General features: G+C 72.4%; 20 protein-coding genes. 15 read left to right on the forward strand and 5 right to left on the reverse strand.

What is annotated here, in order from left to right; all coding sequences use genetic code 11:
* Positions 1-19: 19 nt before the first annotated feature.
* From recG to mutM, 8 genes are all read left to right on the forward strand, one after another.
* On the forward strand, positions 20-2,227 hold the full coding sequence (gene recG / locus ACZ51S_RS27885; RefSeq protein WP_468478177.1) for an ATP-dependent DNA helicase RecG: 2,208 nt from the start codon (positions 20-22) through the stop codon (positions 2,225-2,227).
* A gap of 73 nt (positions 2,228-2,300) precedes the next feature.
* A complete protein-coding gene (gene rsmD / locus ACZ51S_RS27890) occupies positions 2,301-2,879 on the forward strand; it encodes a 16S rRNA (guanine(966)-N(2))-methyltransferase RsmD (RefSeq protein ID WP_388942101.1) in 579 nt (192 codons plus the stop codon).
* Positions 2,880-2,908: 29 nt separating this feature from the next.
* Positions 2,909-3,388 carry a pantetheine-phosphate adenylyltransferase gene (gene coaD / locus ACZ51S_RS27895; RefSeq protein WP_388942099.1) on the forward strand — a complete coding sequence of 160 codons (480 nt, stop codon included), beginning with the start codon at positions 2,909-2,911 and terminating at the stop codon, positions 3,386-3,388.
* Positions 3,389-3,491: 103 nt separating this feature from the next.
* Positions 3,492-4,535 (forward strand): DivIVA domain-containing protein, encoded by a 1,044-nt coding sequence (locus ACZ51S_RS27900; protein WP_468478178.1) that lies wholly within the window; start codon positions 3,492-3,494, stop codon positions 4,533-4,535.
* Positions 4,536-4,604: 69 nt separating this feature from the next.
* Positions 4,605-5,315 (forward strand): YceD family protein, encoded by a 711-nt coding sequence (locus tag ACZ51S_RS27905; protein ID WP_468962335.1) that lies wholly within the window; start codon positions 4,605-4,607, stop codon positions 5,313-5,315.
* A gap of 2 nt (positions 5,316-5,317) precedes the next feature.
* The gene (gene rpmF / locus ACZ51S_RS27910; RefSeq protein WP_003965982.1) at positions 5,318-5,491 is read left to right on the forward strand and encodes a 50S ribosomal protein L32; all 174 of its coding nucleotides are present in this window, start codon (positions 5,318-5,320) and stop codon (positions 5,489-5,491) included.
* A 19-nt stretch (positions 5,492-5,510) separates the two neighbouring features.
* Positions 5,511-6,332 carry a ribonuclease III gene (rnc, locus tag ACZ51S_RS27915; RefSeq protein WP_468478180.1) on the forward strand — a complete coding sequence of 274 codons (822 nt, stop codon included), beginning with the start codon at positions 5,511-5,513 and terminating at the stop codon, positions 6,330-6,332.
* 80 nt (positions 6,333-6,412) lie between these two features.
* A complete protein-coding gene (gene mutM, locus ACZ51S_RS27920) occupies positions 6,413-7,282 on the forward strand; it encodes a bifunctional DNA-formamidopyrimidine glycosylase/DNA-(apurinic or apyrimidinic site) lyase (protein ID WP_468478181.1) in 870 nt (289 codons plus the stop codon).
* On the opposite strand, the gene ACZ51S_RS27925 is transcribed toward mutM, so the two are convergent.
* The gene (locus ACZ51S_RS27925; protein ID WP_468962337.1) at positions 7,255-7,659 is read right to left on the reverse strand and encodes a winged helix-turn-helix transcriptional regulator; all 405 of its coding nucleotides are present in this window, start codon (positions 7,657-7,659) and stop codon (positions 7,255-7,257) included. The genes mutM and ACZ51S_RS27925 overlap by 28 nt on opposite strands.
* Before the next feature lie 133 nt (positions 7,660-7,792).
* On the opposite strand from ACZ51S_RS27925, the gene ACZ51S_RS27930 reads away from it, so the two are divergent.
* Positions 7,793-8,404 carry a flavodoxin family protein gene (locus ACZ51S_RS27930; RefSeq protein WP_468800495.1) on the forward strand — a complete coding sequence of 204 codons (612 nt, stop codon included), beginning with the start codon at positions 7,793-7,795 and terminating at the stop codon, positions 8,402-8,404.
* 85 nt (positions 8,405-8,489) lie between these two features.
* Here the strand turns inward: ACZ51S_RS27930 and ACZ51S_RS27935 are convergent, their stop codons facing one another.
* On the reverse strand, positions 8,490-9,368 hold the full coding sequence (locus tag ACZ51S_RS27935) for a CAP domain-containing protein (protein WP_468962339.1): 879 nt from the start codon (positions 9,366-9,368) through the stop codon (positions 8,490-8,492).
* A 132-nt stretch (positions 9,369-9,500) separates the two neighbouring features.
* Here ACZ51S_RS27935 and ACZ51S_RS27940 point away from each other — a divergent pair, with 132 nt between their 5' ends.
* The 4 genes from ACZ51S_RS27940 to ACZ51S_RS27955 all read left to right on the forward strand — a co-directional run bounded on the left by ACZ51S_RS27940 (position 9,501) and on the right by ACZ51S_RS27955 (position 15,932).
* Positions 9,501-9,782 carry an acylphosphatase gene (locus tag ACZ51S_RS27940; protein ID WP_468962341.1) on the forward strand — a complete coding sequence of 94 codons (282 nt, stop codon included), beginning with the start codon at positions 9,501-9,503 and terminating at the stop codon, positions 9,780-9,782.
* 349 nt (positions 9,783-10,131) lie between these two features.
* Positions 10,132-10,347 carry a hypothetical protein gene (locus ACZ51S_RS27945; protein ID WP_362457577.1) on the forward strand — a complete coding sequence of 72 codons (216 nt, stop codon included), beginning with the start codon at positions 10,132-10,134 and terminating at the stop codon, positions 10,345-10,347.
* A gap of 215 nt (positions 10,348-10,562) precedes the next feature.
* Positions 10,563-14,312, forward strand: a complete 3,750-nt coding sequence (locus ACZ51S_RS27950) for an AAA family ATPase (RefSeq protein WP_468962342.1) — start codon at positions 10,563-10,565, stop codon at positions 14,310-14,312.
* Positions 14,313-14,498: 186 nt separating this feature from the next.
* Positions 14,499-15,932 carry a sugar porter family MFS transporter gene (locus ACZ51S_RS27955; protein ID WP_468800483.1) on the forward strand — a complete coding sequence of 478 codons (1,434 nt, stop codon included), beginning with the start codon at positions 14,499-14,501 and terminating at the stop codon, positions 15,930-15,932.
* A gap of 43 nt (positions 15,933-15,975) precedes the next feature.
* On the opposite strand, the gene ACZ51S_RS27960 is transcribed toward ACZ51S_RS27955, so the two are convergent.
* Positions 15,976-16,962: an LLM class flavin-dependent oxidoreductase gene (locus ACZ51S_RS27960; RefSeq protein ID WP_468478188.1), complete on the reverse strand. Its 987-nt coding sequence runs from the start codon at positions 16,960-16,962 to the stop codon at positions 15,976-15,978.
* A gap of 80 nt (positions 16,963-17,042) precedes the next feature.
* A complete protein-coding gene (locus ACZ51S_RS27965) occupies positions 17,043-18,536 on the reverse strand; it encodes a cytosine permease (RefSeq protein WP_468962343.1) in 1,494 nt (497 codons plus the stop codon).
* 146 nt (positions 18,537-18,682) lie between these two features.
* Between ACZ51S_RS27965 and ftsY the strand changes: the two genes are divergently transcribed.
* Positions 18,683-19,909, forward strand: a complete 1,227-nt coding sequence (gene ftsY / locus ACZ51S_RS27970) for a signal recognition particle-docking protein FtsY (RefSeq protein WP_468478190.1) — start codon at positions 18,683-18,685, stop codon at positions 19,907-19,909.
* Positions 19,910-20,006: 97 nt separating this feature from the next.
* On the opposite strand, the gene ACZ51S_RS27975 is transcribed toward ftsY, so the two are convergent.
* Positions 20,007-20,675, reverse strand: a complete 669-nt coding sequence (locus ACZ51S_RS27975) for a bifunctional DNA primase/polymerase (protein ID WP_467891125.1) — start codon at positions 20,673-20,675, stop codon at positions 20,007-20,009.
* 407 nt (positions 20,676-21,082) lie between these two features.
* Between ACZ51S_RS27975 and nsdA the strand changes: the two genes are divergently transcribed.
* The gene (gene nsdA / locus ACZ51S_RS27980) at positions 21,083-22,576 is read left to right on the forward strand and encodes a transcriptional repressor NsdA (RefSeq protein WP_468478191.1); all 1,494 of its coding nucleotides are present in this window, start codon (positions 21,083-21,085) and stop codon (positions 22,574-22,576) included.
* The last annotated feature ends 46 nt before the right edge of the window (positions 22,577-22,622 follow it).

A 22,622-nucleotide genomic window follows, 5' to 3' on the forward strand; every position in this document is an offset into this window, starting at 1 on the left:
GTCAGCGCGATGGTGTGCAATGGAACACGTGCCCGCGCTCGACGAAGACCTCAAGAAGACCCTCGGCCCCGCCACCGCCAAGGTGCTGGCCGAGCAGCTCGGCCTGCACACGGCCCTGGACCTGCTCCACCACTACCCCCGGCGGTACGCCGAGCGCGGCGAGCTGACCTCGCTGGCGGACCTCGCCGACCAGCTCGACGAGCACGTCACCGTCGTCGCCCAGGTCGCCGACGCCCGCCTGCTGACCTACCAGGGCAGCCGCGGCGGGGGCAAACGCCTCGAAGTCACCATCACCGACGGCAGCGGCCGCCTCCAGCTGGTCTTCTTCGGCGCGGGCGTCCACAAGCCGCACAAGGAACTGCTGCCCGGCAGCCGCGCCATGTTCGCCGGCAAGGTCTCCCGCTTCAACCACAAGCTCCAGCTCGCGCACCCGGCGTACGAGCCCCTCGGCGCCGACGCCTCCGACCGGGACGCGGCCACCGCCTTCGCCGGCCAGCTGATCCCGATCTACCCGGCCTGCGCCAAGCTGGAGTCCTGGAAGATCGCCAAATGCGTGGACGCCGTACTGCCCCGCGCCCAGGAGGCCGTCGACCCGCTGCCGCCCGCCCTGCGGGAGGGCCGCGGACTGGTCCCGCTCCCCGAGGCCCTCCTCAAGATCCACCGGCCCGCCACCAAGGCCGACATCGAGGACGCCCGTCAGCGCCTGAAGTGGGACGAGGCCTTCGTCCTCCAGGTCGCGCTGGCCCGCCGCCGGCACGCGGACTCCCAGCTCCCGGCGGTCGCCCGCCGCGCCGCCCCCGGCGGCCTCCTCGACTCCTTCGACGCCAAACTGCCCTTCACCCTCACCGAAGGCCAGCAGACCGTCTCCCGGGAGATCTTCGACGACCTCGCCACCAGCCACCCCATGCACCGCCTCCTCCAGGGCGAAGTGGGCTCCGGGAAGACGATGGTGGCCCTGCGGGCCATGCTCGCCGTCGTCGACTCCGGCGGACAGGCCGCGATGCTCGCGCCCACCGAGGTGCTCGCCCAGCAGCACCACCGCTCGATCACCGAGATGATGGGCGAACTCGCCGAGGGCGGCATGCTGGGCGGCTCCGACCAGGGCACCAAGGTGGTGCTGCTCACCGGCTCCATGGGCACCGCCGCCCGTCGCCAGGCCCTGCTCGACCTGGTCACCGGCGAGGCGGGCATCGTCATCGGCACGCACGCCCTCATCGAGGACAAGGTGCAGTTCCACGACCTCGGCCTGGTCGTCGTCGACGAACAGCACCGCTTCGGCGTCGAGCAGCGCGACGCGCTCCGCTCCAAGGGGAAGCAGCCCCCGCACCTGCTGGTCATGACCGCCACCCCGATCCCGCGCACCGTCGCGATGACCGTCTTCGGCGACCTGGAGACCTCCGTCCTCGACCAGCTGCCCGCCGGCCGCTCCCCGATCGCCACCCACGTGGTGCCGGCCAAGGACAAGCCGCACTTCCTCGCCCGTGCCTGGGAACGGGTCCGCGAGGAAGTGGAGAACGGCCACCAGGCCTACGTGGTCTGCCCGCGCATCGGCGACGGCGAGGACGACCCCAAGGGCAGGAAGAAGGCCTCCGCCGAGGACGAGGCCGAGAAGCGCCCGCCGCTCGCCGTGCTGGAGATCGCCGAACAGCTCACCCGCGGCCCCCTCGCCGGACTGTCCGTCGAGGTCCTGCACGGGCGCATGGACCCCGCCGACAAGGACGACGTCATGCGCCGCTTCGCCGCCGGCGAGGTCAAGGTGCTGGTCGCCACCACCGTCATCGAGGTCGGGGTGAACGTCCCCAACTCCACCGTCATGGTGATCATGGACGCGGACCGCTTCGGCGTCTCCCAGCTCCACCAGCTGCGCGGCCGCGTCGGCCGGGGATCCGCCCCGGGCCTGTGCCTGCTGGTCAGCGAGATGCACGAGGCCAGCCCCGCCCGCGCCCGGCTCGCCGCCGTCGCCGCCACCCTCGACGGCTTCGAACTCTCCCGGATCGACCTGGAACAGCGCCGCGAGGGCGACGTCCTCGGGCAGGCCCAGTCCGGCGTCCGCTCCTCGCTGCGCATGCTCGCCGTCATCGAGGACGAGGAAGTCATCGCCCAGGCGCGGGAGGAGGCCGCCCGCGTGGTCGCCGCCGACCCCGGCCTGGAGCACCTGCCGGGGCTGCGCACCGCCCTCGACGCCCTGCTGGACACCGAGCGCGAGCAGTACCTGGAGAAGGGCTGAGGCGCACGACCTATCGTTGGAGGCCAGACGGAGGTCCCAGAACCTCCCCCGACCGCCCAGCGAAGGACCCCAGATGACCCGCGTGATCGCCGGCACCGCCGGCGGCCGGCGGCTGGCCGTGCCGCCCGGCACCGGCACCCGCCCGACCTCCGACCGGATGCGCGAAGGGCTCTTCTCCACCTGGGAGTCCCTGCACGGAGTCGAAGGCTCCAGGGTGCTCGACCTCTACGGCGGCTCCGGCGCCGTCGGGCTGGAGGCCCTCTCCCGGGGCGCCGCCCACACCCTGCTGGTCGAGGCCGACGCCAAGGCCTCCAAGGCCATCCGGGACAACATCAAGACCCTGGGCCTGCCCGGCGCCGAATTCCGGGCGGGCAAGGCCGAGCAGGTCGTGGCCGCCGCCGCGCCCGGGGACCCGTACGACATCGTCTTCCTGGACCCGCCGTACGCCGTCGAGCACGGCGATCTTGGCGAGATCCTGCTCACACTCCGGGCCAATGGCTGGCTCACCGGCGATGCGCTCGTCACCGTGGAGCGCAGCACCAGGAGCGGTCCGTTCCCGTGGCCGGAGGGGTTCGAGCCGCTGCGTTCGCGCAAGTACGGCGAAGGCACCCTTTGGTACGGTCGCGCCGCCTTCACCAGCGAAGACTCATGATGCCCGCACGGGAGACCGAGGGAGTTCAGTTGCGCCGCGCCGTCTGTCCGGGGTCGTTCGACCCCATCACCAACGGGCACCTCGACATCATCGGCCGGGCCTCCAGGCTCTACGACGTCGTGCACGTCGCCGTGATGATCAACCAGTCCAAGAAGGGGCTGTTCACCGTCGAAGAGCGGATCGACATGATCCGCGAGGCGACCGCCGACTACGGCAACGTCGAGGTCGAGTCCTTCCACGGACTGCTCGTCGACTTCTGCAAGCAGCGCGACATCCCCGCCATCGTCAAGGGCCTGCGCGCCGTCAGCGACTTCGACTACGAACTCCAGATGGCCCAGATGAACATGGGCCTCTCCGGGGTCGAGACCCTGTTCGTGCCGACCAACCCCACCTACAGCTTCCTGTCGTCCTCCCTGGTCAAGGAGGTCGCCGCCTGGGGCGGGGACGTCGCCCACCTGCTGCCCGCGCACGTCCACGCGGCACTGGTCGAACGGCTGCGCGCGAAGTGACCCGGGGGCGGACGGGCCGGGGTTCACCGGCTCGTCCCGCCCGTGCGTCCGGTGGCCCTACAGTCGTCTCGTCAGTCCGAGGCAGAGAGAGCGCGAGCCCCCCATGGACGTACAGAAGAAGCTGGACGAGATCGTCGCGGCCGTGGGCGGCGCCCGTTCCATGCCGATGTCGGCCTCCTGCGTGATCAACCGCGCGGAACTCCTCGCGCGGCTCGAAGAGGTACGCCAGGCCCTGCCGGGCTCGCTCGCCCAGGCCCGTGAGCTCATCGGCGGGCGCGAGCAGATGGTCGAGGAGGCCCGCCGGGAGGCGGAGCGCATCATCGAGTCCGCGCACGCCCAGCGCGGCTCCCTGATCTCCGACACCGAGATCGCCCGCCGCTCGCAGGGCGAGGCCGAACGGATCCTGGCGGAGGCCCGCCGGGAGGCCGCCGAGATCCGGGCCGAGGCCGACGAGTACGTCGACAGCAAGCTCGCCAACTTCGAGGTCGTGCTCAGCAAGACCATCGGCTCCGTCGACCGCGGCCGCGAGAAGCTCCTGGGCCGCGGCCCGGGAGCCGACGGGCAGGACCCCACCGGCTCCTACGACACCGACGCCCCCGAGCCCAGCCCGGACCCGCGGATCCGGCGCGAGCAGGCGGACGCGTACGTGGACCGGAAGCTGGCGACCTTCGAGGCGGTGCTGGCCAAGACCCTGGAGGCCGTCGGACGGGGCCGGCAGAAGCTCCTGGGCCGGGCCCCCGCCGACGACCTGGGCGCGCACATGGCCGCCCAGGACGCCGCCGGACCCCAGGGGACCCGGCCGTCCAGCGACGCGGAGTTCCTGGCCGGCCTCGCGGAGCCGGGCCCCGGACCGCTGCCGTTCCCGGACCGGCAGGAGCCCGCGTACGACACCTGCGCCGCGGCCTACGCGGCCCCGTACCCCGGCCAGCCGGTCCACCCCCAGCAGGACGGCTACGCCTACCAGGCCCCGTACGCGGGCTACCAGCAGCAGCCGGACCCGTACGGCGGCTACCAGCAGCAGCCCGACCCCTACGCGGCGTACCAGCAGCCGCAGCACCCCCCGCGGCCCGCCCTCGACGAGACCAGCTTCTTCGACACGAGCATGATCAACCTGGATCAGCTGCGCCAGTACGGGCAGGGGCGTTAGGGCCGGATTGGGCTCAGGGCGAAGCGCCGGGTATCCTGGCTGTTCGGTCGCGCCTATGCGTCGCGATCCATGCTGCCCGTGAGCGGCGGAATCTTTGATCTTCAGCGATCTGTGAAAGCAGGAACGGCCCTGAACACCCGCCTCGACCACCGCAACCCCCTCGTGTTCGACACGCACGAGCTGGGGCGGCGTCCTGGCGCCATGCAGCGGCTGTCCCGCGAGATCGCGGCGCCGGCGGACTTCGGTCTCGTCGACGTCATCGGAGTGCCGGAGGGCGCCCCGCTGAAGCTCAACCTCCGTCTCGAGTCGGTCATGGAAGGGGTGCTTGTCACAGGCACCGTCCGTGCATCGGCGGTGGGGGAGTGCGTAAGGTGTCTGGAGACCGTCGAGCGCGAGCTCAAGGCGGACTTCCAGGAGATGTTCTCGTACCCTGACGCCGACGACCGGGGCCGCGCCAAGGCGGAGCCGGCCGACGACGCCGAGGACGACGAGGACATGCTCTTCCTCGAGGACGGCTTGTTGGACCTCGAACCCGTGCTGCGTGACGCGGTGGTGCTCGCACTGCCGATGCAGCCGGTGTGCCGGGAGGACTGTCTCGGACTGTGCCCCGATTGCGGGCTCAGCCTGAACGACGACCCGGAGCACCACCACGACGCCGTCGACATCCGTTGGGCGGCTTTGCAGGAACTCGTCGTGACCGATCAGGACGACGAGAAGGACAACATGAGCGGCACTGCATCTGACGACGTTCAGAGCGCCGCCGAGAAGCAGGAGAAGTAGCCGTGGCTGTTCCGAAGCGGAAGATGTCGCGCAGCAACACGCGCCACCGCCGGTCGCAGTGGAAGGCTGCGGTCCCCACCCTGGTTTCGTGTGAGCGTTGCCAGGAGCCGAAGCTCCAGCACATCGCGTGCCCGAGCTGCGGCACCTACAACAAGCGCCAGGTCCTCGAGGTCTGAGCGGCTGGTGAGAGGCGCAATGTCTGAGCTGTCCAACGCTGAGAAGCAGGCAGACAGTAACAACGCGGCCTCGTCCCACACGCTTCTGGAAGGGCGGCTCGGGTACCAACTCGAGTCCGCCCTTCTGGTGCGTGCGCTGACCCACCGTTCGTACGCGTACGAGAACGGCGGCCTGCCCACCAACGAGCGGCTGGAGTTCCTCGGGGACTCCGTGCTCGGCCTGGTGGTCACGGACACGCTGTACACCACCCACCCCGATCTGCCGGAAGGCCAGCTGGCCAAACTGCGGGCCGCGGTGGTCAATTCTCGTGCGCTGGCGGAGGTCGGGCGCGGCCTCGAACTCGGCTCCTTCATCCGGCTCGGCCGGGGCGAAGAGGGCACGGGTGGCCGGGACAAGGCTTCCATCCTCGCCGACACCCTCGAAGCGGTGATCGGCGCGGTCTACCTCGACAAGGGCCTCGACGCGGCCTCGGAGCTGGTCCACCGGCTCTTCGACCCGCTCATCGAGAAGTCCTCCAACCTCGGTGCCGGCCTGGACTGGAAGACCAGTCTCCAGGAGCTCACGGCGGCCGAGGGCCTCGGCGTACCGGAATACCTGGTCACCGAGACGGGACCGGACCACGAGAAGACCTTCACAGCTGCCGCCCGCGTCGGTGGTGTCTCGTACGGCACCGGTACCGGCCGCAGCAAGAAGGAAGCGGAGCAGCAGGCCGCGGAGTCCGCCTGGCGCGGCATCCGCACCGCCGCGGACGAACGGAAGGCGGCGGAAGCCGCGGCCGTCGCCGCCCCGGCACAGGACGACGGGGCGCCGACGCCCGCCGAACCGGTGCCGGACGCCTGACCGCTCCCCTTCCGCAGTGACCCCGTCGCACCCCGGTGCGGCGGGGTTTCCTGTTCGACGCCCCTTCCAGGAGGAACACCATGCCCGAGCTCCCCGAAGTCGAAGTGGTGCGGCGCGGCCTGGAGCGCTGGGTGGCCGGGCGGACCGTCGAGGCGGTGGAGGTGCTCCACCCCCGGGCCGTCCGCAGGCACCTCGCGGGCGGCCCCGACTTCGCGGCGCGCCTGGCCGGCCGGACCATCGGGACGCCGCGGCGCCGGGGCAAGTACCTGTGGCTGCCCCTGGAGGGGTGCGAGCTGTCCGTCCTCGGCCACCTCGGGATGAGCGGGCAGCTGCTGGTGCAGCCGGCCGGCGCCCCCGACGAGAAGCACCTGCGCATCCGGCTGCGCTTCGCCGACGACACGGGCACCGAGCTGCGCTTCGTCGACCAGCGCACCTTCGGCGGGCTCTCACTGCACGAGACCGTCCCCGGCAGCGACGAGGGCCTGCCGGACGTGATCGCCCACATCGCCCGCGACCCGCTGGACCCGCTCTTCGACGAGGGGGCCTACCACCTGGCGCTGCGCGCGAAGCGCACCACCGTCAAACGGGCGCTGCTGGACCAGTCGCTGATCAGCGGGGTCGGCAACATCTACGCCGACGAGGCCCTGTGGCGGGCGAGGCTGCACTACGAGCGCCCCACCGCCACGCTCACCCGCCCCCGGAGCGCGGAACTCCTCGGCCATGTCCGCGAGGTCATGAACGCCGCGCTCGCCGTCGGCGGGACCAGCTTCGACAGCCTGTACGTCAACGTGAACGGCGAGTCCGGCTACTTCGACCGCTCCCTCGACGCGTACGGACGCGAGGGCGAGCCCTGCCGCCGCTGCGGTACGCCGATGCGGCGGAGGGCCTGGATGAACCGGTCCAGCTACTTCTGCCCGCGCTGTCAGCGGCCGCCGCGCGCCGCGTCGTAGGCCCCCCGCGAGACGAGTACCTCGTCCATGCTGCCCTCCAGGAAGTGGATCAGGGCGAGCAGCCGGTCGGCGACCTCCCGGCCCAGGGGGGTCAGCTCGTAGTCGACGCGGGGCGGGTTGGTCGGCTGTGCCTCGCGCAGGACGATGCCGTCGCGCTCCAGGGCGTGCAGGGTCTGGGAGAGCATCTTCTCGCTCACGCCGTCGACACGGCGGCGCAGCTCGTTGAAGCGGCAGGAGCCCTCGCGCAGCGCGCCCACGGTGAGGCTGCCCCAGCGCCCGGTGACGTGCTCCAGGGTTTCCCGCGAGGGGCAGGCGCGCGCGAAGACGTCGTACGGCGGGTCGGCCCGGTCGGCTTCGGTACAGGCTGGGTTCTCCATACCGCAAGCGTACCTCTGGGTAGCGCTAACTGTCTGCTTGCGCTTTCTAAAAGTTAGTGCTTCTCTTTCCTCGGCGCAGCCATGCGCCACGCCGGTCGCACTGCGGCGCCCCACGCCTTCGAGGAGAACAGTCATGTCCGCGAACGTCCCCGCCCCCGTCGTCTCCATCGCCTACCACTCCGGTTACGGGCACACGGCCGTCGTCGCCGAAGCCGTGCGTGCGGGAGCCGCCGCCACCGGCGCCACCGTCCACCTGGTCAAGGTCGACGAGATCACCGAGGCCGAGTGGGCGCTGCTGGACGGCTCGGACGCGATCGTCTTCGGCTCGCCCACCTACATGGGCACCGCTTCCGGCGCCTTCCACGTCTTCGCCGAGGCCACCTCGAAGCGCTGGTTCGGTGACGTGTGGCGGGACAAGGTCGCCGCGGGCTTCACCAACTCCGCCTCCAAGGCCGGAGACAAGCTGAACACCCTGCAGTTCTTCCAGATGCTGGCCTCCCAGCACGGCATGAGCTGGGTCAGCCTGGGCCTGAAGCCCGGCTGGAACTCCACCACCGGCAGCGAGTACGACCTCAACCGCCTCGGCTTCTCCTCCGGCGCGGCGGCCCAGACCAACGCGGACGAGGGTCCCGAGGGCGTCCACAAGGCCGACCTCGCCACCGCCGAGCACCTGGGCCGGCGCGTCGCCGAGCACACCCGCGTGGTCGTGGCGGGCCGGGCCGCCCTGGCGGCGGCCGCGGTGTGACGGCCGCCCGGCCGGCCGGGCCCGGTCGGCCCACCGGTGGCCTCGCGGGGCCGGCGGGTCTACGGCACGGCCTACGGGGGGCCGGTCAGAAGCCGAATTCCTGGGTCCACCAGGGGCCGCCGGAGCCGAAGTGGACACCGACGCCCAGGGTGCGGAATTCGCAGTTGAGGATGTTCGCCTTGTGGCCCGGGCTGTTCATCCAGGCCTGCATCACGGACCTCGCGTCCCCCTGGCCGCGCGCGATGTTCTCGCCGCCCATGCCGGAGATCCCCGCGTTCTGGGCCCGCTGCCAGGGGGAGTTCCCGTCCGGGTCGGTGTGGTCGAAGAAGCCCCGTACGGCCATGTCCTTGCTGAAGGCGCCGGCCAGCGCCGCGAGCGGCGGGTTCGCCCGGACCGGTACGCAGCCGGCCTGGGCGCGCTCCTGGTTCACCAGGGCGAGCACCTCGGCCTCCTCGGCGGAGTGCCCGTCGGCGGCCGTCGGTGCCACCGGCTTGGGCGCCGCGGGGGGCTTGGGGGCGGCGGGTGGTTCGGGGGCGGCGGGCTTCGGTGCCGCCGGCTTCGGGGTGCTCTGCTCCGGCGCCTTCGTGGAGGCCGAAGGGGACGGGGAGGCGGAGGCCGTGGGCGACGCCGACGGGGAGGGAGAGGCCGAGGCGGTGGGAGAGGCCGAGGGGGTGCCCGGGGCCGCGCTCGCCGGGGCCGAGGAGGCCCGCCCCGAGAGGTTCGCCAGGCCGTTCGGCTGATCCGCCCGCTTGCCGGAGGCGGCGGGCGAGGGCTCGGCGCGGGTCTGCGTCTTGTCGCCGGCGCCCGTGCCGACGTACGGGAAGGAGCCGCCGACCGGGACGAACCCGGTCGTCACGGCCGCAGTACCGAGGGCCGCCGCCACGGACGCGCCGAGCAGCCCGGTGCGCACGGCGGTGCGCTTGGCGCCGCGCCGAGGTGCGGCGTGGAGTCGGTGGCGTCCCATGGGTGCCGTGCCTTCCCTTTGCAAGATCAAACTTTGCTCACCCGAACGAGTGACTCATTGGTGGGGGACTGTAGCCGATGGGCCAAGGGGGGCGAGGGGCCCCCAAACGCCCGGCCCGGTTAGCGTTCATGCATGAATGAAGACGTCCGTATGACCGCCTGGGTGCGCGGCCGTGTACAGGGAGTGGGCTTCCGCTGGTTCACCAGGGCCAATGCTCTGGAGATCGGCGGGATGACCGGCTTCGCGCTGAACCTCGACGACGGCCGAGTGCAGGTCGTGGCGGAAGGTCAACGTGAGAATTGCCACCGGCTCCTGGAAAGGCTCCGCGCCGGCGACACGCCCGGACGGGTGGACGGGGTGACGGAGATCTGGGGCACGCCGCGCGGGGGCTACGACGGCTTCGAGATCCGGTGACCGGGCGGCCGGTCACGGACCGATTCGAGGTCCGGAACGCCGGCACCCGGTCGGATCTGCGCATTCGCCGCCGACACGTTGCCGCGACGGTCGATCCGTGGAAGGCTCGGACACGAGGTTGATCTCTCCGCCCCTCGCGCGGACCGGGCCGCCCGCCGATACGGGGCGTGATCGTGTTGACCGTCAAACTTTTTGGTGAGACGCTGGAAGCCCCGCGCACCCGAGCTGTTTGGCAGTGGTGGCACTGGCTAGTGCAGTGATTGTCCGTCGCTGCCGGACATCCGCGGGTGCGATTCCCTCACGACCCACACCGCTTCGGTCGGTCACTCAGTGTGGAGGACCATCCATCATGGCAAAGGCGCTTCTCGGTTACGTCGGCGGTTCCGACCCGCGACTCCTCGCCGAGATGCGACGGCTCCAGCAGCGCGTCCAGGACCTCGAGTCCGAGCTCGGACGGATCCAGTCCGAGAACGACGCTCTGACGGCGGCCGCCGCTCAGCACGGTGACTCGCTGCTCGACAGCATCGAGATCGACGTACCCCAGGCGGAGCCTGCGCTCACCTGATCCGCGCTCACTCGTCACTCGATTCCAGCCCCGAATGATCTGCAAGGGACGCCTCGGCGTCCCTTCTTTCTTTCCACCGGACCTCCGCCGGGCCGCCCGCGCCGCACCGCGTCTCGCGGGGCCATTGGGCCAGGTGGGGGAGTGATCCCTCCAACGTCTGATCTGCCCTGCACCTTCATGGGTGAAACCGGACGCGAAAGGTAGAGTCCGGCGGCGTGCACCTCAAGTCCCTGACCCTGCGTGGCTTCAAATCCTTCGCCTCCGCCACCACCCTGCGCTTCGAACCCGGGATCACCTGCGTCGTCGGCCCGAACGGATCCGGCAAGTCCAACGTGGTGGACGCGCTGTCCTGGGTCATGGGGGAGCAGGGAGCCAAATCCCTGCGCGGCGGAAAGATGGAAGACGTCATCTTCGCGGGCACCACGGGACGCCCGCCGCTCGGACGCGCCGAGGTCTCCCTCACCATCGACAACTCCGACGGCGCGCTCCCCATCGACTACGCCGAGGTCACCATCACGCGGATCATGTTCCGCGGCGGCAGCAGCGAATACCAGATCAACGGTGACACCTGCCGGCTCCTCGACATCCAGGAGCTGCTGTCCGACTCCGGCATCGGCCGCGAGATGCACGTCATCGTCGGACAGGGGCAGCTCGACTCCGTCCTGCACGCCGATCCGATGGGCCGGCGCGCCTTCATCGAGGAGGCCGCGGGCGTACTGAAGCACCGCAAGCGCAAGGAGAAGGCGCTGCGGAAGCTCGACGCGATGCAGGCCAACCTCGCGCGGGTGCAGGACCTGAGCGACGAACTGCGCCGTCAGCTCAAGCCGCTGGGCCGGCAGGCGGCGGTCGCCCGCCGGGCCGCCGTGATCCAGGCCGACCTGCGCGACGCGAAGCTGCGGCTGCTCGCCGACGACCTGGTGGCGCTGCGGAGCGCGCTGGACGCGGAGATCGCCGACGAGGCCGCTCTGAAGGAGCGCAAGGAGTCCGCCGAGCGGGACCTCGCGGACGCGCTGCGCCGGGAGGGCGAGCTGGAGGAATCGGTACGCCGCCTCGCGCCCCGGCTCCAGCGGGCCCAGCAGACCTGGTACGAGCTGTCGCAGCTGGCCGAGCGGGTGCGCGGGACCGCCTCCCTCGCCGAGGCCCGGGTCAGGAGCGCCTCCGCGCCCGTGGAGGAGGAGCGGCGCGGCCGGGACCCCGAGGAGATGGAGCGGGAGGCCGCGCGGATCCGGGAGCAGGAGGCGGAGCTGACCGCCGCGCTGGAGGCGGCCGAACGGGCGCTGGAGGACACCGCCGCGCACCGGGCCGGGCTGGAGCGGGCCCTCGCCGAGGAGGAGCGGCGGCTGCGGGACGCCGCACGGGCCATCGCCGACCGGCGTGAGGAACTGGCCCGGCTCACCGGGCGGCTGGGGGCGGCCCGGTCGCGGGCGGGCGCCGCGCAGGCGGAGATCGAGCGGCTCGTGGCGGCCCGGGACGAGGCGGAGGCCCGGGCGGTGGCCGCGCGGGAAGAGTACGAGGAACTGGCCGCGGAGGTCGGCGGGCTCGAGGACCCTTCGGCGGAGGAGGAGTACGAGGCGGCGAAGGCCGGGCTGACGGGGGCGGAGGTCGAGCTCGCGGCGGCCGGGCGGGCGCTGGCCTCGGCGGAGCGGTCCCGTGCGGCCGTATCGGCGCGGCGGGACGCGCTCGCGCTGGGGCTGCGGCGCAAGGACGGCACGGGGGCGCTGCTGGCCGCGCGCGAGCGGCTGGCGGGGCTGCTGGGACCGGCGGCGGAGCGGGTGACGGTGGCGTCGGGGTACGAGGCCGCGGTGGCCGCCGCGCTGGGCTCCGCCGCCGACGCGGTGGCCGTGGCCTCGGCGGGGGCGGCGGCCGGTGCGATCCGGCACCTGCGGGAGGCCGACGCCGGGCGGGCGACGTTCCTGATCGCCCCGCCCGCCGCCGTGATTCCGGGGCAGGCCCCGGCGGCCCCCGCCGCCCCGGGCGGTGCGGGCCTGCCCGGGCAGGCCCGCGGCCCCGAGGCCGGTGCCGGGACCGCCGTCGAGGGAAGCGCCCAGCCCGCCGCCCAGCCCGGCCCCGCCGCCGCCCACCGCGCCGGTCAGCCGCTCCCGTGCGGACCGGGCCCCGAGCCCCGGACGACGGCGGCGCCCGCGGTGGCGGCGGGGACGCCCGCGTACCTGGAGGCCGCTTCGCTCGTCCACGGGGACGAGGAGGTGCGGCGGGCCGTGGCGTGGGTGCTGCGGGAGCACGTGGTGGTCGGGAGCCTGGAGGAAGCCGAGGCCCTCGTCGCCGCGCGGCCGGACCTGGTCGCGGTGACCGCCGACGGGGACGTGCTCGGCGCCCACCTCGCGCACGGCGGCTCGGCGGGCGCCCCCAGCCTGATCGAGGTGCAGGCCGCCGTCGACGAGGCGGCGGCGGAACTGGAGCGGCTGGACGGCGAGTGCCGGGAGCTGGCTGCGGCCGAGGAGGGCGCCCGGCGGCGGCGCGCCGAGGTGGCCGCCCTCGCCGAGGAGCTGGCGGAGCGGCGCCGGGCCGGGGAGCGGGCCCGGGCCGGGGTCGCCCAGCAGCTCGGCCGGCTCGCCGGGCAGGCGAAGGGCGCTCTGGGCGAGGCCGAGCGCAGTGCCCGGGCGGCGGCCACCGCCCAGGAGGCGCTGGAGCGGGCGCGGGCCGACGTGGAGGAGTGCGCGGAGCGGCTCGCGGTGGCGGAGGAGCTGCCGCTGGCGGAGGAGCCCGACACCTCGGCCCGGGACCGGCTCTCCGCCGACGGGGCGAACGCGCGGCAGACCGAGATGGAGGCCCGCCTCCAGCTGCGTACCCACGAGGAGCGGGTGAAGGGTCTGGCCGGCCGGGCGGACGCGCTGGACAGGGGCGCCCGCGCCGAACGCGAGGCCCGGGCGCGCGCGGAGCGGCGCCGGGAGCGCCGGCGGTACGAGGCCGAGGTGGGCCGGGCCGTCGCCGAGGGGGCGCGGCAGCTGCTGGCGCACCTGGAGGTGTCCATCGGCCGGGCGGAGCTGGAGCGGACGGCCGCCGAGCAGGCCAAGGGGCTGCGCGAGCAGGAGCTCGGCGAGGCCCGCGGCCGGGGCCGTGACCTCAAGGGCGAGCTCGACAAGCTGACGGACTCCGTGCACCGGGGCGAGGTGCTCGGCGCGGAGAAGCGGCTGCGGATCGAGCAGCTGGAGGCGCGGGCGCTGGAGGAGCTGGGGGTGGATCCGGCCGCTCTGGTGGCGGAGTACGGGCCCGACCAGCCGGTTCCGCCGTCCCCGCCCGCCGAGGGCGAGGTGCTGCCGGAGGATCCGGAGCACCCCCGCAACCGGCCGGGCCCCTTCGACCGCGCCCGGCAGGAGAAGCGGCTGAAGGCGGCCGAACGGGCCTACCAGCAGCTGGGCAAGGTGAACCCGCTGGCACTGGAGGAGTTCGCGGCGCTGGAGGAGCGCCACCAGTTCCTGAGCGAGCAGCTGGCGGACCTGCGGAAGACCCGGGCTGATCTCCTTCAAGTGGTGAAGGAGGTCGACCAGCGGGTCGAGCAGGTCTTCACCGAGGCGTACCGAGATACCGCCAGGGAGTTCGAGGGGGTCTTCTCGCGGCTGTTCCCCGGCGGCGAGGGGCGTCTGGTGCTCACCGACCCGGACGACATGCTGGCCACCGGTGTGGACGTCGAGGCCCGGCCGCCCGGCAAGAAGGTCAAGCGGCTGTCGCTGCTGTCGGGCGGCGAGCGGTCGCTGACGGCCGTGGCGCTGCTGGTCTCCATCTTCAAGGCGCGGCCCAGCCCCTTCTACGTGATGGACGAGGTCGAGGCGGCCCTGGACGACACCAACCTCCAGCGGCTGATCCGCATCATGGAGGAGCTCCAGGAGAGTTCGCAGCTGATCGTCATCACGCACCAGAAGCGGACGATGGAGGTGGCCGACGCGCTCTACGGCGTCTCGATGCAGGGCGACGGAGTCTCGAAGGTGATCAGCCAGCGGCTCCGCTGAGCCGCCTGCTGCTTCAAGAAGTGAAATCAAGATCCCTCACTCGACCTTAATGAGACCTTCACATCACCTATTGACTTCAGGAAATGAACACATAGGCTCTGTGCTGCCTCCCGCCTTCCAGTGGTGCCCGATCTTGACCTGTGCGCCACTGAGGAGAACGGACACAAACCCCCCACGGAGCACACCTTGAGCAGCAGCACAGCGCAGGCACCGGCACCCGGCGGCGGACGCGCGTCCCAGCCCGACCACCTCGGGCACGTCATCTTCATCACCGCGGCCGCCGCGATGGGCGGTTTCCTCTTCGGATACGACAGCTCCGTCATCAACGGGGCCGTCGTCGCGATCCGCGACCGCTTCGACATCGGGTCGGCCGCGCTGGCCCAGGTGATCGCCGCCGCGCTGATCGGCTGCGCGCTCGGCGCCGCCACCGCGGGCCGCATCGCCGACCGGATCGGCCGTATCCGCTGCATGCAGATCGCCGCCGTCCTCTTCACGGCGAGCGCCATCGGCTCGGCCCTCCCGTTCGCGCTCTGGGACCTCGCCATGTGGCGCGTCATCGGCGGCTTCGGCATCGGCATGGCGTCCGTCATCGGCCCCGCCTACATCGCCGAGGTGTCCCCGCCCGCCTACCGGGGCCGGCTGGCCTCCTTCCAGCAGGCCGCCATCGTCATCGGCATCGCCATCTCGCAGCTGGTCAACTGGGGCATCCTCAACCTCGCCGACGGCGACCAGCGCGGGAAGGTCGGCGGGCTGGAGGCCTGGCAGTGGATGCTCGGCGTGATGGTGGTCCCGGCCGTGCTCTACGGGCTGATGTCCTTCGTCATCCCCGAGTCCCCCCGCTTCCTGATCTCCGCGGGCCGCACCGCCGAGGCGCGGAAGGTGCTGGCCGAGGTCGAGGGCGCGCACGTCGACCTGGACGCGCGCGTCGCCGAGATCGAGGCGGCCATGCGCTCCGAGCACAAGTCCACCTTCAAGGACCTGCTCGGCGGCCGCTTCGGCCTGATGCCCATCGTCTGGATCGGCATCGGCCTCTCGGTCTTCCAGCAGCTCGTCGGCATCAACGTGATCTTCTACTACAGCTCCTCGCTGTGGCAGTCCGTCGGCATCGACCCGACCAGCTCGTTCCTCTACTCCTTCACCACGTCGATCATCAACATCATCGGCACGGTGATCGCGATGATCTTCGTCGACCGGATCGGCCGCAAGCCGCTCGCGCTGATCGGCTCGGCGGGCATGGCCGTCTCCCTCGGCCTCTGCGCCTGGGCCTTCTCGTACAAGACCGGCACCGGCGACAGCATCTCCATGCCCGACACCCAGGGCACGGTCGCCCTGATCGCCGCGCACGCCTTCGTGCTCTTCTTCGCCCTGTCCTGGGGCGTGGTGGTCTGGGTGCTGCTCGGCGAGATGTTCCCGAACCGGATCCGGGCCGCCGCGCTCGGCGTCGCCGCCGCGGCCCAGTGGGTCGCCAACTGGGTCATCACCGTCACCTTCCCGAACCTGTCGGACTGGAACCTGTCCGGCGCGTACGTCATCTACACGGTCTTCGCCGCGCTCTCGATCCCGTTCATCCTCAAGTGGGTGCCGGAGACCAAGGGCAAGGCGTTGGAGGAGATGGGGTAACAACTCCCCGCCACCACCCCTCCCTCCGCGGTGCTGCCCCGGCTCAGTCCTTGAGCCGGGGCAGCACCTTTTCGCACAGCAACCGCAGGCTGCGCCGGCCCTCGTCCACCGGCATGCCCCCGCACAGCGGGTGCAGCACCAGGTTCCCCGCCTCGCCCGCGGCGCGGGCGTACGCCACCGCCTGCTCCGGGGTCAGGACCCGGTAGACGCCCTCCGCGCGCAGCTCCTCCACCGAGCGCGCGGCCGACCGTACGGCGCTGCGGATCCCCTCGGACTGCCACGAGGCGTACGTGGCCGCCTCGTGCAGGAAGCGCTCCCCGTGCTCCGCCCACACCCGGTCCGGGTCCTCCGCGACGTGCAGCAGCGGGGTCTCGGCCGCGGGCATCATGCAGAAGCCCTCCGTGCCGTGCTCCGCGAGCTGCTCCCGGTAGTAGGCCTCCAGCTCCGGCAGGTGCGCGCTGGGGAAGAAGGGCAGGCCCAGCCGCGCCGCCCGGCGGGCCGCCGCCCTGGAGCTGCCGCCGACCAGCAGCAGCGGGTGCGGCCGGGTGAAGGGGCGCGGGGTGACCCGTACCGTCCGGCCGCGGAAGGCGAACGGCTCGCCGGTCCACGCCTTCAGCAGGGTCTCCAGCAGCTCGTCCTGGAGCCGGCCGCGCCGGCCCCATTCCACGCCCTGCCGCGCGTACTCCTCCGGCCGGTAGCCGATCCCCGCCACGGTGACCAGCCGGCCCCCGCTCAGCAGGTCGAGCACCGCGATCTCCTCGGCGGCCCGCAGCGGGTCGTAGAGCGGCCCGATGATCGCCGAAACGGTGACCGCGATCCGGCGGGTGGCGCCGAAGACCGCGCCGGCGAAGGCGAAGGGGGAGGGCAGCCAGTTGTCGGGGACGCCGTGGTGCTCCTCCGTCTGGACGGTGTCGATCCCGTGGTCGTCCGCGTACTTCGCCATCTCCAGCGCCGCCCTGTAGCGGGCGCCGAGGCTCTCGGGGGTGCCGTCCGGGTCGACGAGGTTGAACCGGACCACGGTGATGGGCATGGAAAGGTCCCCCTTCGCCGGACGCGCCCCTGCGCCGGATGCGGCGGGGCGGGCGAGGGGGGACCTTAGCTGACGCAGCGTCAGTTGGACAGGGCTCCGGCCGGCTCGGGCTCCCCGCCGGACACCGGCGCCGCCGGCGCCGGTGTCCGCGGCAGTACGGCGTACAGCGCGGCGGACACGAGGATGCCGGTCACCCAGCCGAGGCCGTTCCGCCCGATCCAGGTCGAGGCGAGCGGCCCGCTGAACCAGTCCACCTTGGTGAAGAGCAGCCCCGCCACCAGGGCCGCGCCCCAGGCCGTCATCGCCTGCCAGGCGAAACCGCCCCGGTACCAGTAGGCGCTGCCGGGCGTCGTGTCCAGCAGCGCGGCGCCGTCGTAGGAGGTGCGGCGCAGCATGTCCACGCCGAAGACGCCGATCCAGGCGGAGAACGCCACGGCCAGCAGGGTCAGGAAGGAGATGAACGAACCGAAGAAGCTGGTCGCCACCACCATCAGCAGGAAGCCGAAGACCAGGCTGATGGCGGCGTTGACGCTGACCGCCCACGTGCGCGGCACCTTGATGCCCAGGGTCTGCGCGGTGAAGCCGGCCGAGTACATCGACATCGAGTTGATCAGCAGCATCCCGATCAGGGCGATCAGCAGGTAGGGCACCGCGATCCAGGTCGGCAGCAGTTCGCCGATGAAGGAGACCGGGTCCTGCGCGCTCGCCAGGTCCGGCGTGCCGACGGCCATCACCGCGCCCATCAGCACCATCGGCAGGACCACCACGCCCGCACCGCCGATCGTCGCGCCGACCATGCCCCGGGCGGAGGCGGTGCGGGGCAGGTAGCGGGTGAAGTCCGGTCCGGACGGCACCCAGCTGATGCCGCCCGCCGCGATGGTGCCTATGCCCGCGACCATCATCGCCGTGGAGCCCGCGGGCTTGCCGAAGACGGCGGACCAGTCGGTGGTGAAGAGCAGGTAGCCGAGGACGAGCACGCTGAAGCCGCCGAAGAGGTACGTCGACCACTTCGAGCAGACGCGCAGCGCGTTGATGCCGAGCCCCGAGACCACGAAGGTGCAGCCCACGAAGAAGAGCAGGGTGACGACGATGAGCGCGGTGTTGCTCTTCACGCCGAAGAGCAGGTCGAGGACCGTCAGTACGGCGTAGGCGCCGCTGACCGCGTTGATGGTCTCCCAGCCCCAGCGCGCCACCCAGATCAGGGCGCCGGGGAAGAGGTTGCCGCGCTGGCCGAAGACGGCGCGCGAGAGCGCCATGCCCGGCGCGCCGCCGCGCTTCCCGGCGATGGAGATCAGGCCGACGATCCCGTACGAGACCACGGGCGCGGCGAGCGCGACGACGAGCACCTGCCAGATGTTGAGCCCGTTGAAGATCACCAGCCCGGCACCCATGGTGAGCAGCAGCACGCTGATGTTCGCGGCGACCCAGGTCGGGACCAGCTCGCGCACGCGGCCGGTGCGCTCGGCGTCGGGCACGGGCTCCAGCCCGCGGGTCTCTGCTGCGGTCTTGCCGGTGGCCTGGGCTGCGGTCTCGGCGGGGGCCGGTATCGCGCCGGCTGCGGGCTCGGCGGGCATGCGGTTGCTCCGTGGGGCGTGCGGGGACGGGGGAGTGCCGCCCATCATCGTAGATTTGCGCCGAAAACCATAAATAGGGGCTTAGGGCCCGGTACGGCCGCCGAGGTCCGGGCTCCGGGGCCGCCGTGGCCGATACTGGGAGCGTTATGGAAATCCTCATCCTTGCCGTAGTCATCGCCCTGGTCGCGGTCGGCGCGATCAGCGGCCTCGTGGTCAGCAGCCGCAAGAAGAAGCAGCTGCCCCCCACGGCGCCGCCGGCCACGCCGACCATCACTGCCCCGCCCGCCGAACCGCAGGTGGGGGAGGACTCCGCACAGACGGTCGAAGAGCCGCGCCGGACCATCGAGGAGGTCGTGCTCCCCGAGACGGAGACCGCGGTCCCCGAGACCCCGGTCGCGGAAGCGCCCGTCGCGGAGGCCGCCCCGGCCGCGCCCGAGATCGAGGTGCCCGAGCCCACCGCCGGCCGTCTGGTCCGGCTGCGCGCGCGGCTCGCCCGTTCGCAGAACTCGCTCGGCAAGGGGCTCCTCACGCTCCTGTCGCGCGAGCACCTCGACGAGGACACCTGGGAGGAGATCGAGGAGACCCTCCTGATCGCCGACGTCGGTGTCGCCCCGACGCAGGAGCTGGTGGACCGGCTCCGCGAACGGGTCAAGGTGCTCGGCACCCGCACCCCCGCCGAGCTGCGCACCCTGCTGAAGGAGGAGCTGCTGACCCTGGTCGGCACCGACTTCGACCGCGCCGTGAAGACCGAGAGCGGCACCGACACCCCGGGCGTCGTCATGGTCGTCGGCGTCAACGGCACCGGCAAGACCACCACCACCGGCAAGCTCGCCCGGGTGCTCGTCGCCGACGGCCGCAGCGTGGTGCTCGGCGCCGCCGACACCTTCCGCGCCGCCGCCGCCGACCAGCTCCAGACCTGGGGCGAGCGCGTGGGCGCCCGTACCGTCCGCGGCCCCGAGGGCGGCGACCCCGCCTCCATCGCCTACGACGCGGTCAAGGAGGGCATCGCCGAGGGCGCCGACGTGGTGCTCATCGACACCGCCGGCCGGCTGCACACCAAGACCGGACTCATGGACGAGCTCGGCAAGGTCAAGCGCGTCGTGGAGAAGCACGGCCCGCTGGACGAGGTGCTGCTGGTCCTCGACGCCACCACCGGCCAGAACGGCCTGACCCAGGCGCGCGTCTTCGCCGAGGTCGTGGACATCACCGGCATCGTGCTGACCAAGCTCGACGGCACGGCCAAGGGCGGCATCGTCGTCGCCGTCCAGCGCGAGCTGGGCGTCCCGGTCAAGCTCATCGGCCTCGGCGAGGGCCCCGACGACCTGGCCCCCTTCGAGCCGGAGGCGTTCGTCGACGCCCTCATCGGCGACTGAGGCGGCCACCGCCGCCGGAGGATCCGTCCCGAGGATCTACGCAGACCAGTGCCCCCGCGTCCGTAGGACCCGGGGGCACTGCCGTGGGCGGGGGCCGTCAGCGGCGGAAGCGGTGGCAGGTGTAGGCGAGGGTGCCGAGCAGCAGCCGGGCCTGCGGGGGGCCGCCCGCGCTGTCCAGCGCGGGCCCGCGCAGCCAGGCCGCCGGGCCCAGGCCCGCGCGGTCGGAGGGCGGGGCGGTCAGGAAGGCGCCGTGGCCCAGGGCGCGCAGGTCCAGATCGGCGTCGTCCCAGCCCATCCGGTACAGCAGCTCAGGCAGCTCGGCGGCGGCACCCGGGGCGACGAAGAACTGGGCCCGGCCGTCCGGGGTCGCCGTCACGGGCCCGAGCGGCAGCCCCATCCGTTCCAGCCGGACCAGGGCGCGCCGCCCGGCCTCGGCGGAGACCTCGATGACGTCGAAGGCGCGGCCGACCGGGAGCATGATCGCCGCGCCTGGATACTCGCCCCAGATCTCGGAGACCTCGTCCAGGGTGGCGCCTCCCGGGACGGTCGGAGCGAAGTCCAGCGGGTGCGCCCCCGGCGCGCCGCAGTTCGTATGACCGCAGGAGCAGTCGCGGCCCGGACCCGCGGCGCGGGCCCCGGGGACGGCGTCCCAGCCCCAGAGCCCGGTGTACTCCGCCACCGTCGTGCACTCCGCGGTCCGCCCGCGGCGCCGGACGCCGGAACGGAACTCCTTGGTGCTGCGGCTGCCGCCGATCGTGAAGCCCATGCCCATGCCCCCTCCAACGGGTCGGACGCGCCGGTGGTTACGACGTCGGCGAGACCTGTCGGAGGCCGGGTGGGGCGCGCCCTCCGCCGAGGACGCCCGGCGCACTCCTCGCCGCGCGCGCCCCGAGCGCACTCCAGCCCAACCATTGCCGTTTCGCCTTGGTGTCAAGTGAATCGCGCCCGGCCGCCGACGAGTTCATTCAAAGGGGTGGCGAATGGTGGCGTTTCCCGAATCGACCTCGCTGACGGGGTGATCGTAGGATTACTTTCGGTGCACGAAGCCGGTCGGCAGGCCCGTCCGTGGGTATGCCGGAGGCAATCGGTGGAGGACCTGTGAAGGTCCCAGGTCACGCCGGCCACACCGGTCAGGGTTTCGTGTGAAGAGGCGATGCGGATGGGGGCGTTCCAGTGGGCGGCAACGGCGCAGGCGGAGCGAGCGGCGAATCCGCTGTCCGGAACGAACAGCTGACCTCGTGGTTCGTCCGCAGCGGCTGGTCCAAGGGCGAACTCGCCCGCCAGGTCAACCGCCGCGCCCGGCAGATGGGCGCCCACCACATCAGCACCGACACCTCCCGGGTGCGCCGCTGGCTCGACGGTGAACAGCCCCGCGAGCCCGTGCCGCGCATCCTCTCGGAGCTCTTCTCCGAGCGCTTCGGCTCCGTCGTCGCCATCGAACAGCTCGGCCTGCGCACCGCCCACCAGACCCCCTCCGTGTCCGGCGTCGACCTGCCCTGGGCGGGCCCGCAGACCGTGGAACTGCTCAGCGAGTTCTCCCGCAGCGACCTGATGCTCGCCCGCCGGGGCTTCCTCGGGACCTCGCTCGCCCTCTCCGCCGGCCCCGCCCTCATCGAGCCCATGCAGCGCTGGCTCGTCCCGGCCCCGACCGCCGACCTCGGACCGCGCCCCGAGAGCGGGCCGTCGGGCGCGCTCGGCGGACACCGGCCGCCCCGGCTGTCCGAGCCGGAGCTCGACCTCCTCGAAGCCACCACGGTGATGTTCCGCCAGTGGGACGCCCAGTGCGGCGGCGGACTGCGCCGCAAGGCCGTCGTCGGCCAGCTCCACGAGGTCACCGACCTGCTCCAGGAGAGCCACCCGGCCCCCGTCGCCAAGCGGCTCTTCAAGGTCGCCGCCGAGCTGGCCGAACTCGCCGGCTGGATGAGCTACGACATCGGCCTGCACCCCACCGCGCAGAAGTACTTCGTCCTCGCCCTGCACGCCGCGAAGGAGGCCGGCGACAAGCCCCTGGGCTCGTACATCCTGTCCGGCATGAGCCGGCAGATGATCCACCTGGGCCGCCCCGAGGACGCGCTGGAGCTCATCCACCTCGCCCAGTACGGCAGCCGCGACTGCGCCGGACCGCGCACCCAGGCCATGCTGTACGCGATGGAGGCCCGGGCCTACGCCAACATGGGCCAGCCCAGCCGCTGCAAGCGGGCCGTGCGCATGGCCGAGGACACCTTCTCCGACGTCGGCTTCGACGGCGAGCCCGAACCGGACTGGATCCGCTTCTTCTCCGAGGCGGAGCTCAACGGCGAGAACTCCCACTCCTACCGGGACCTGGCCTACGTCGCCGGGCGCAGCCCCACCTACGCCTCCCTCGCCGAACCGGTGATGGAACGGGCCGTGGAGCTCTTCGCCAAGGACGAGGAGCACCAGCGCTCGTACGCCCTGAACCTCATCGGCATGGCCACCGTCCACCTGCTCCAGCGCGAGCCGGAACAGGCCACCGTCCTCGTGGACCAGGCCCTCGACGTGGCGAGAAAGGTACGGTCCGAACGGGTGAACACCCGGCTCCGCAAGACCGTCGACACCGCCGCCCGTGAATACGGGGACGTCGCCGAGGTGGTCCGGCTGACCGACCTCCTCGCCTCCCGGCTGCCCGAGGCCGCCGAGGCCGTCTGAGCCCGCTCCCGGCGCGGGCGGGCCCCTGACCCGGGCCCGACCCGCC

This window comes from Streptomyces sp. NPDC034043 (assembly GCF_055575675.1).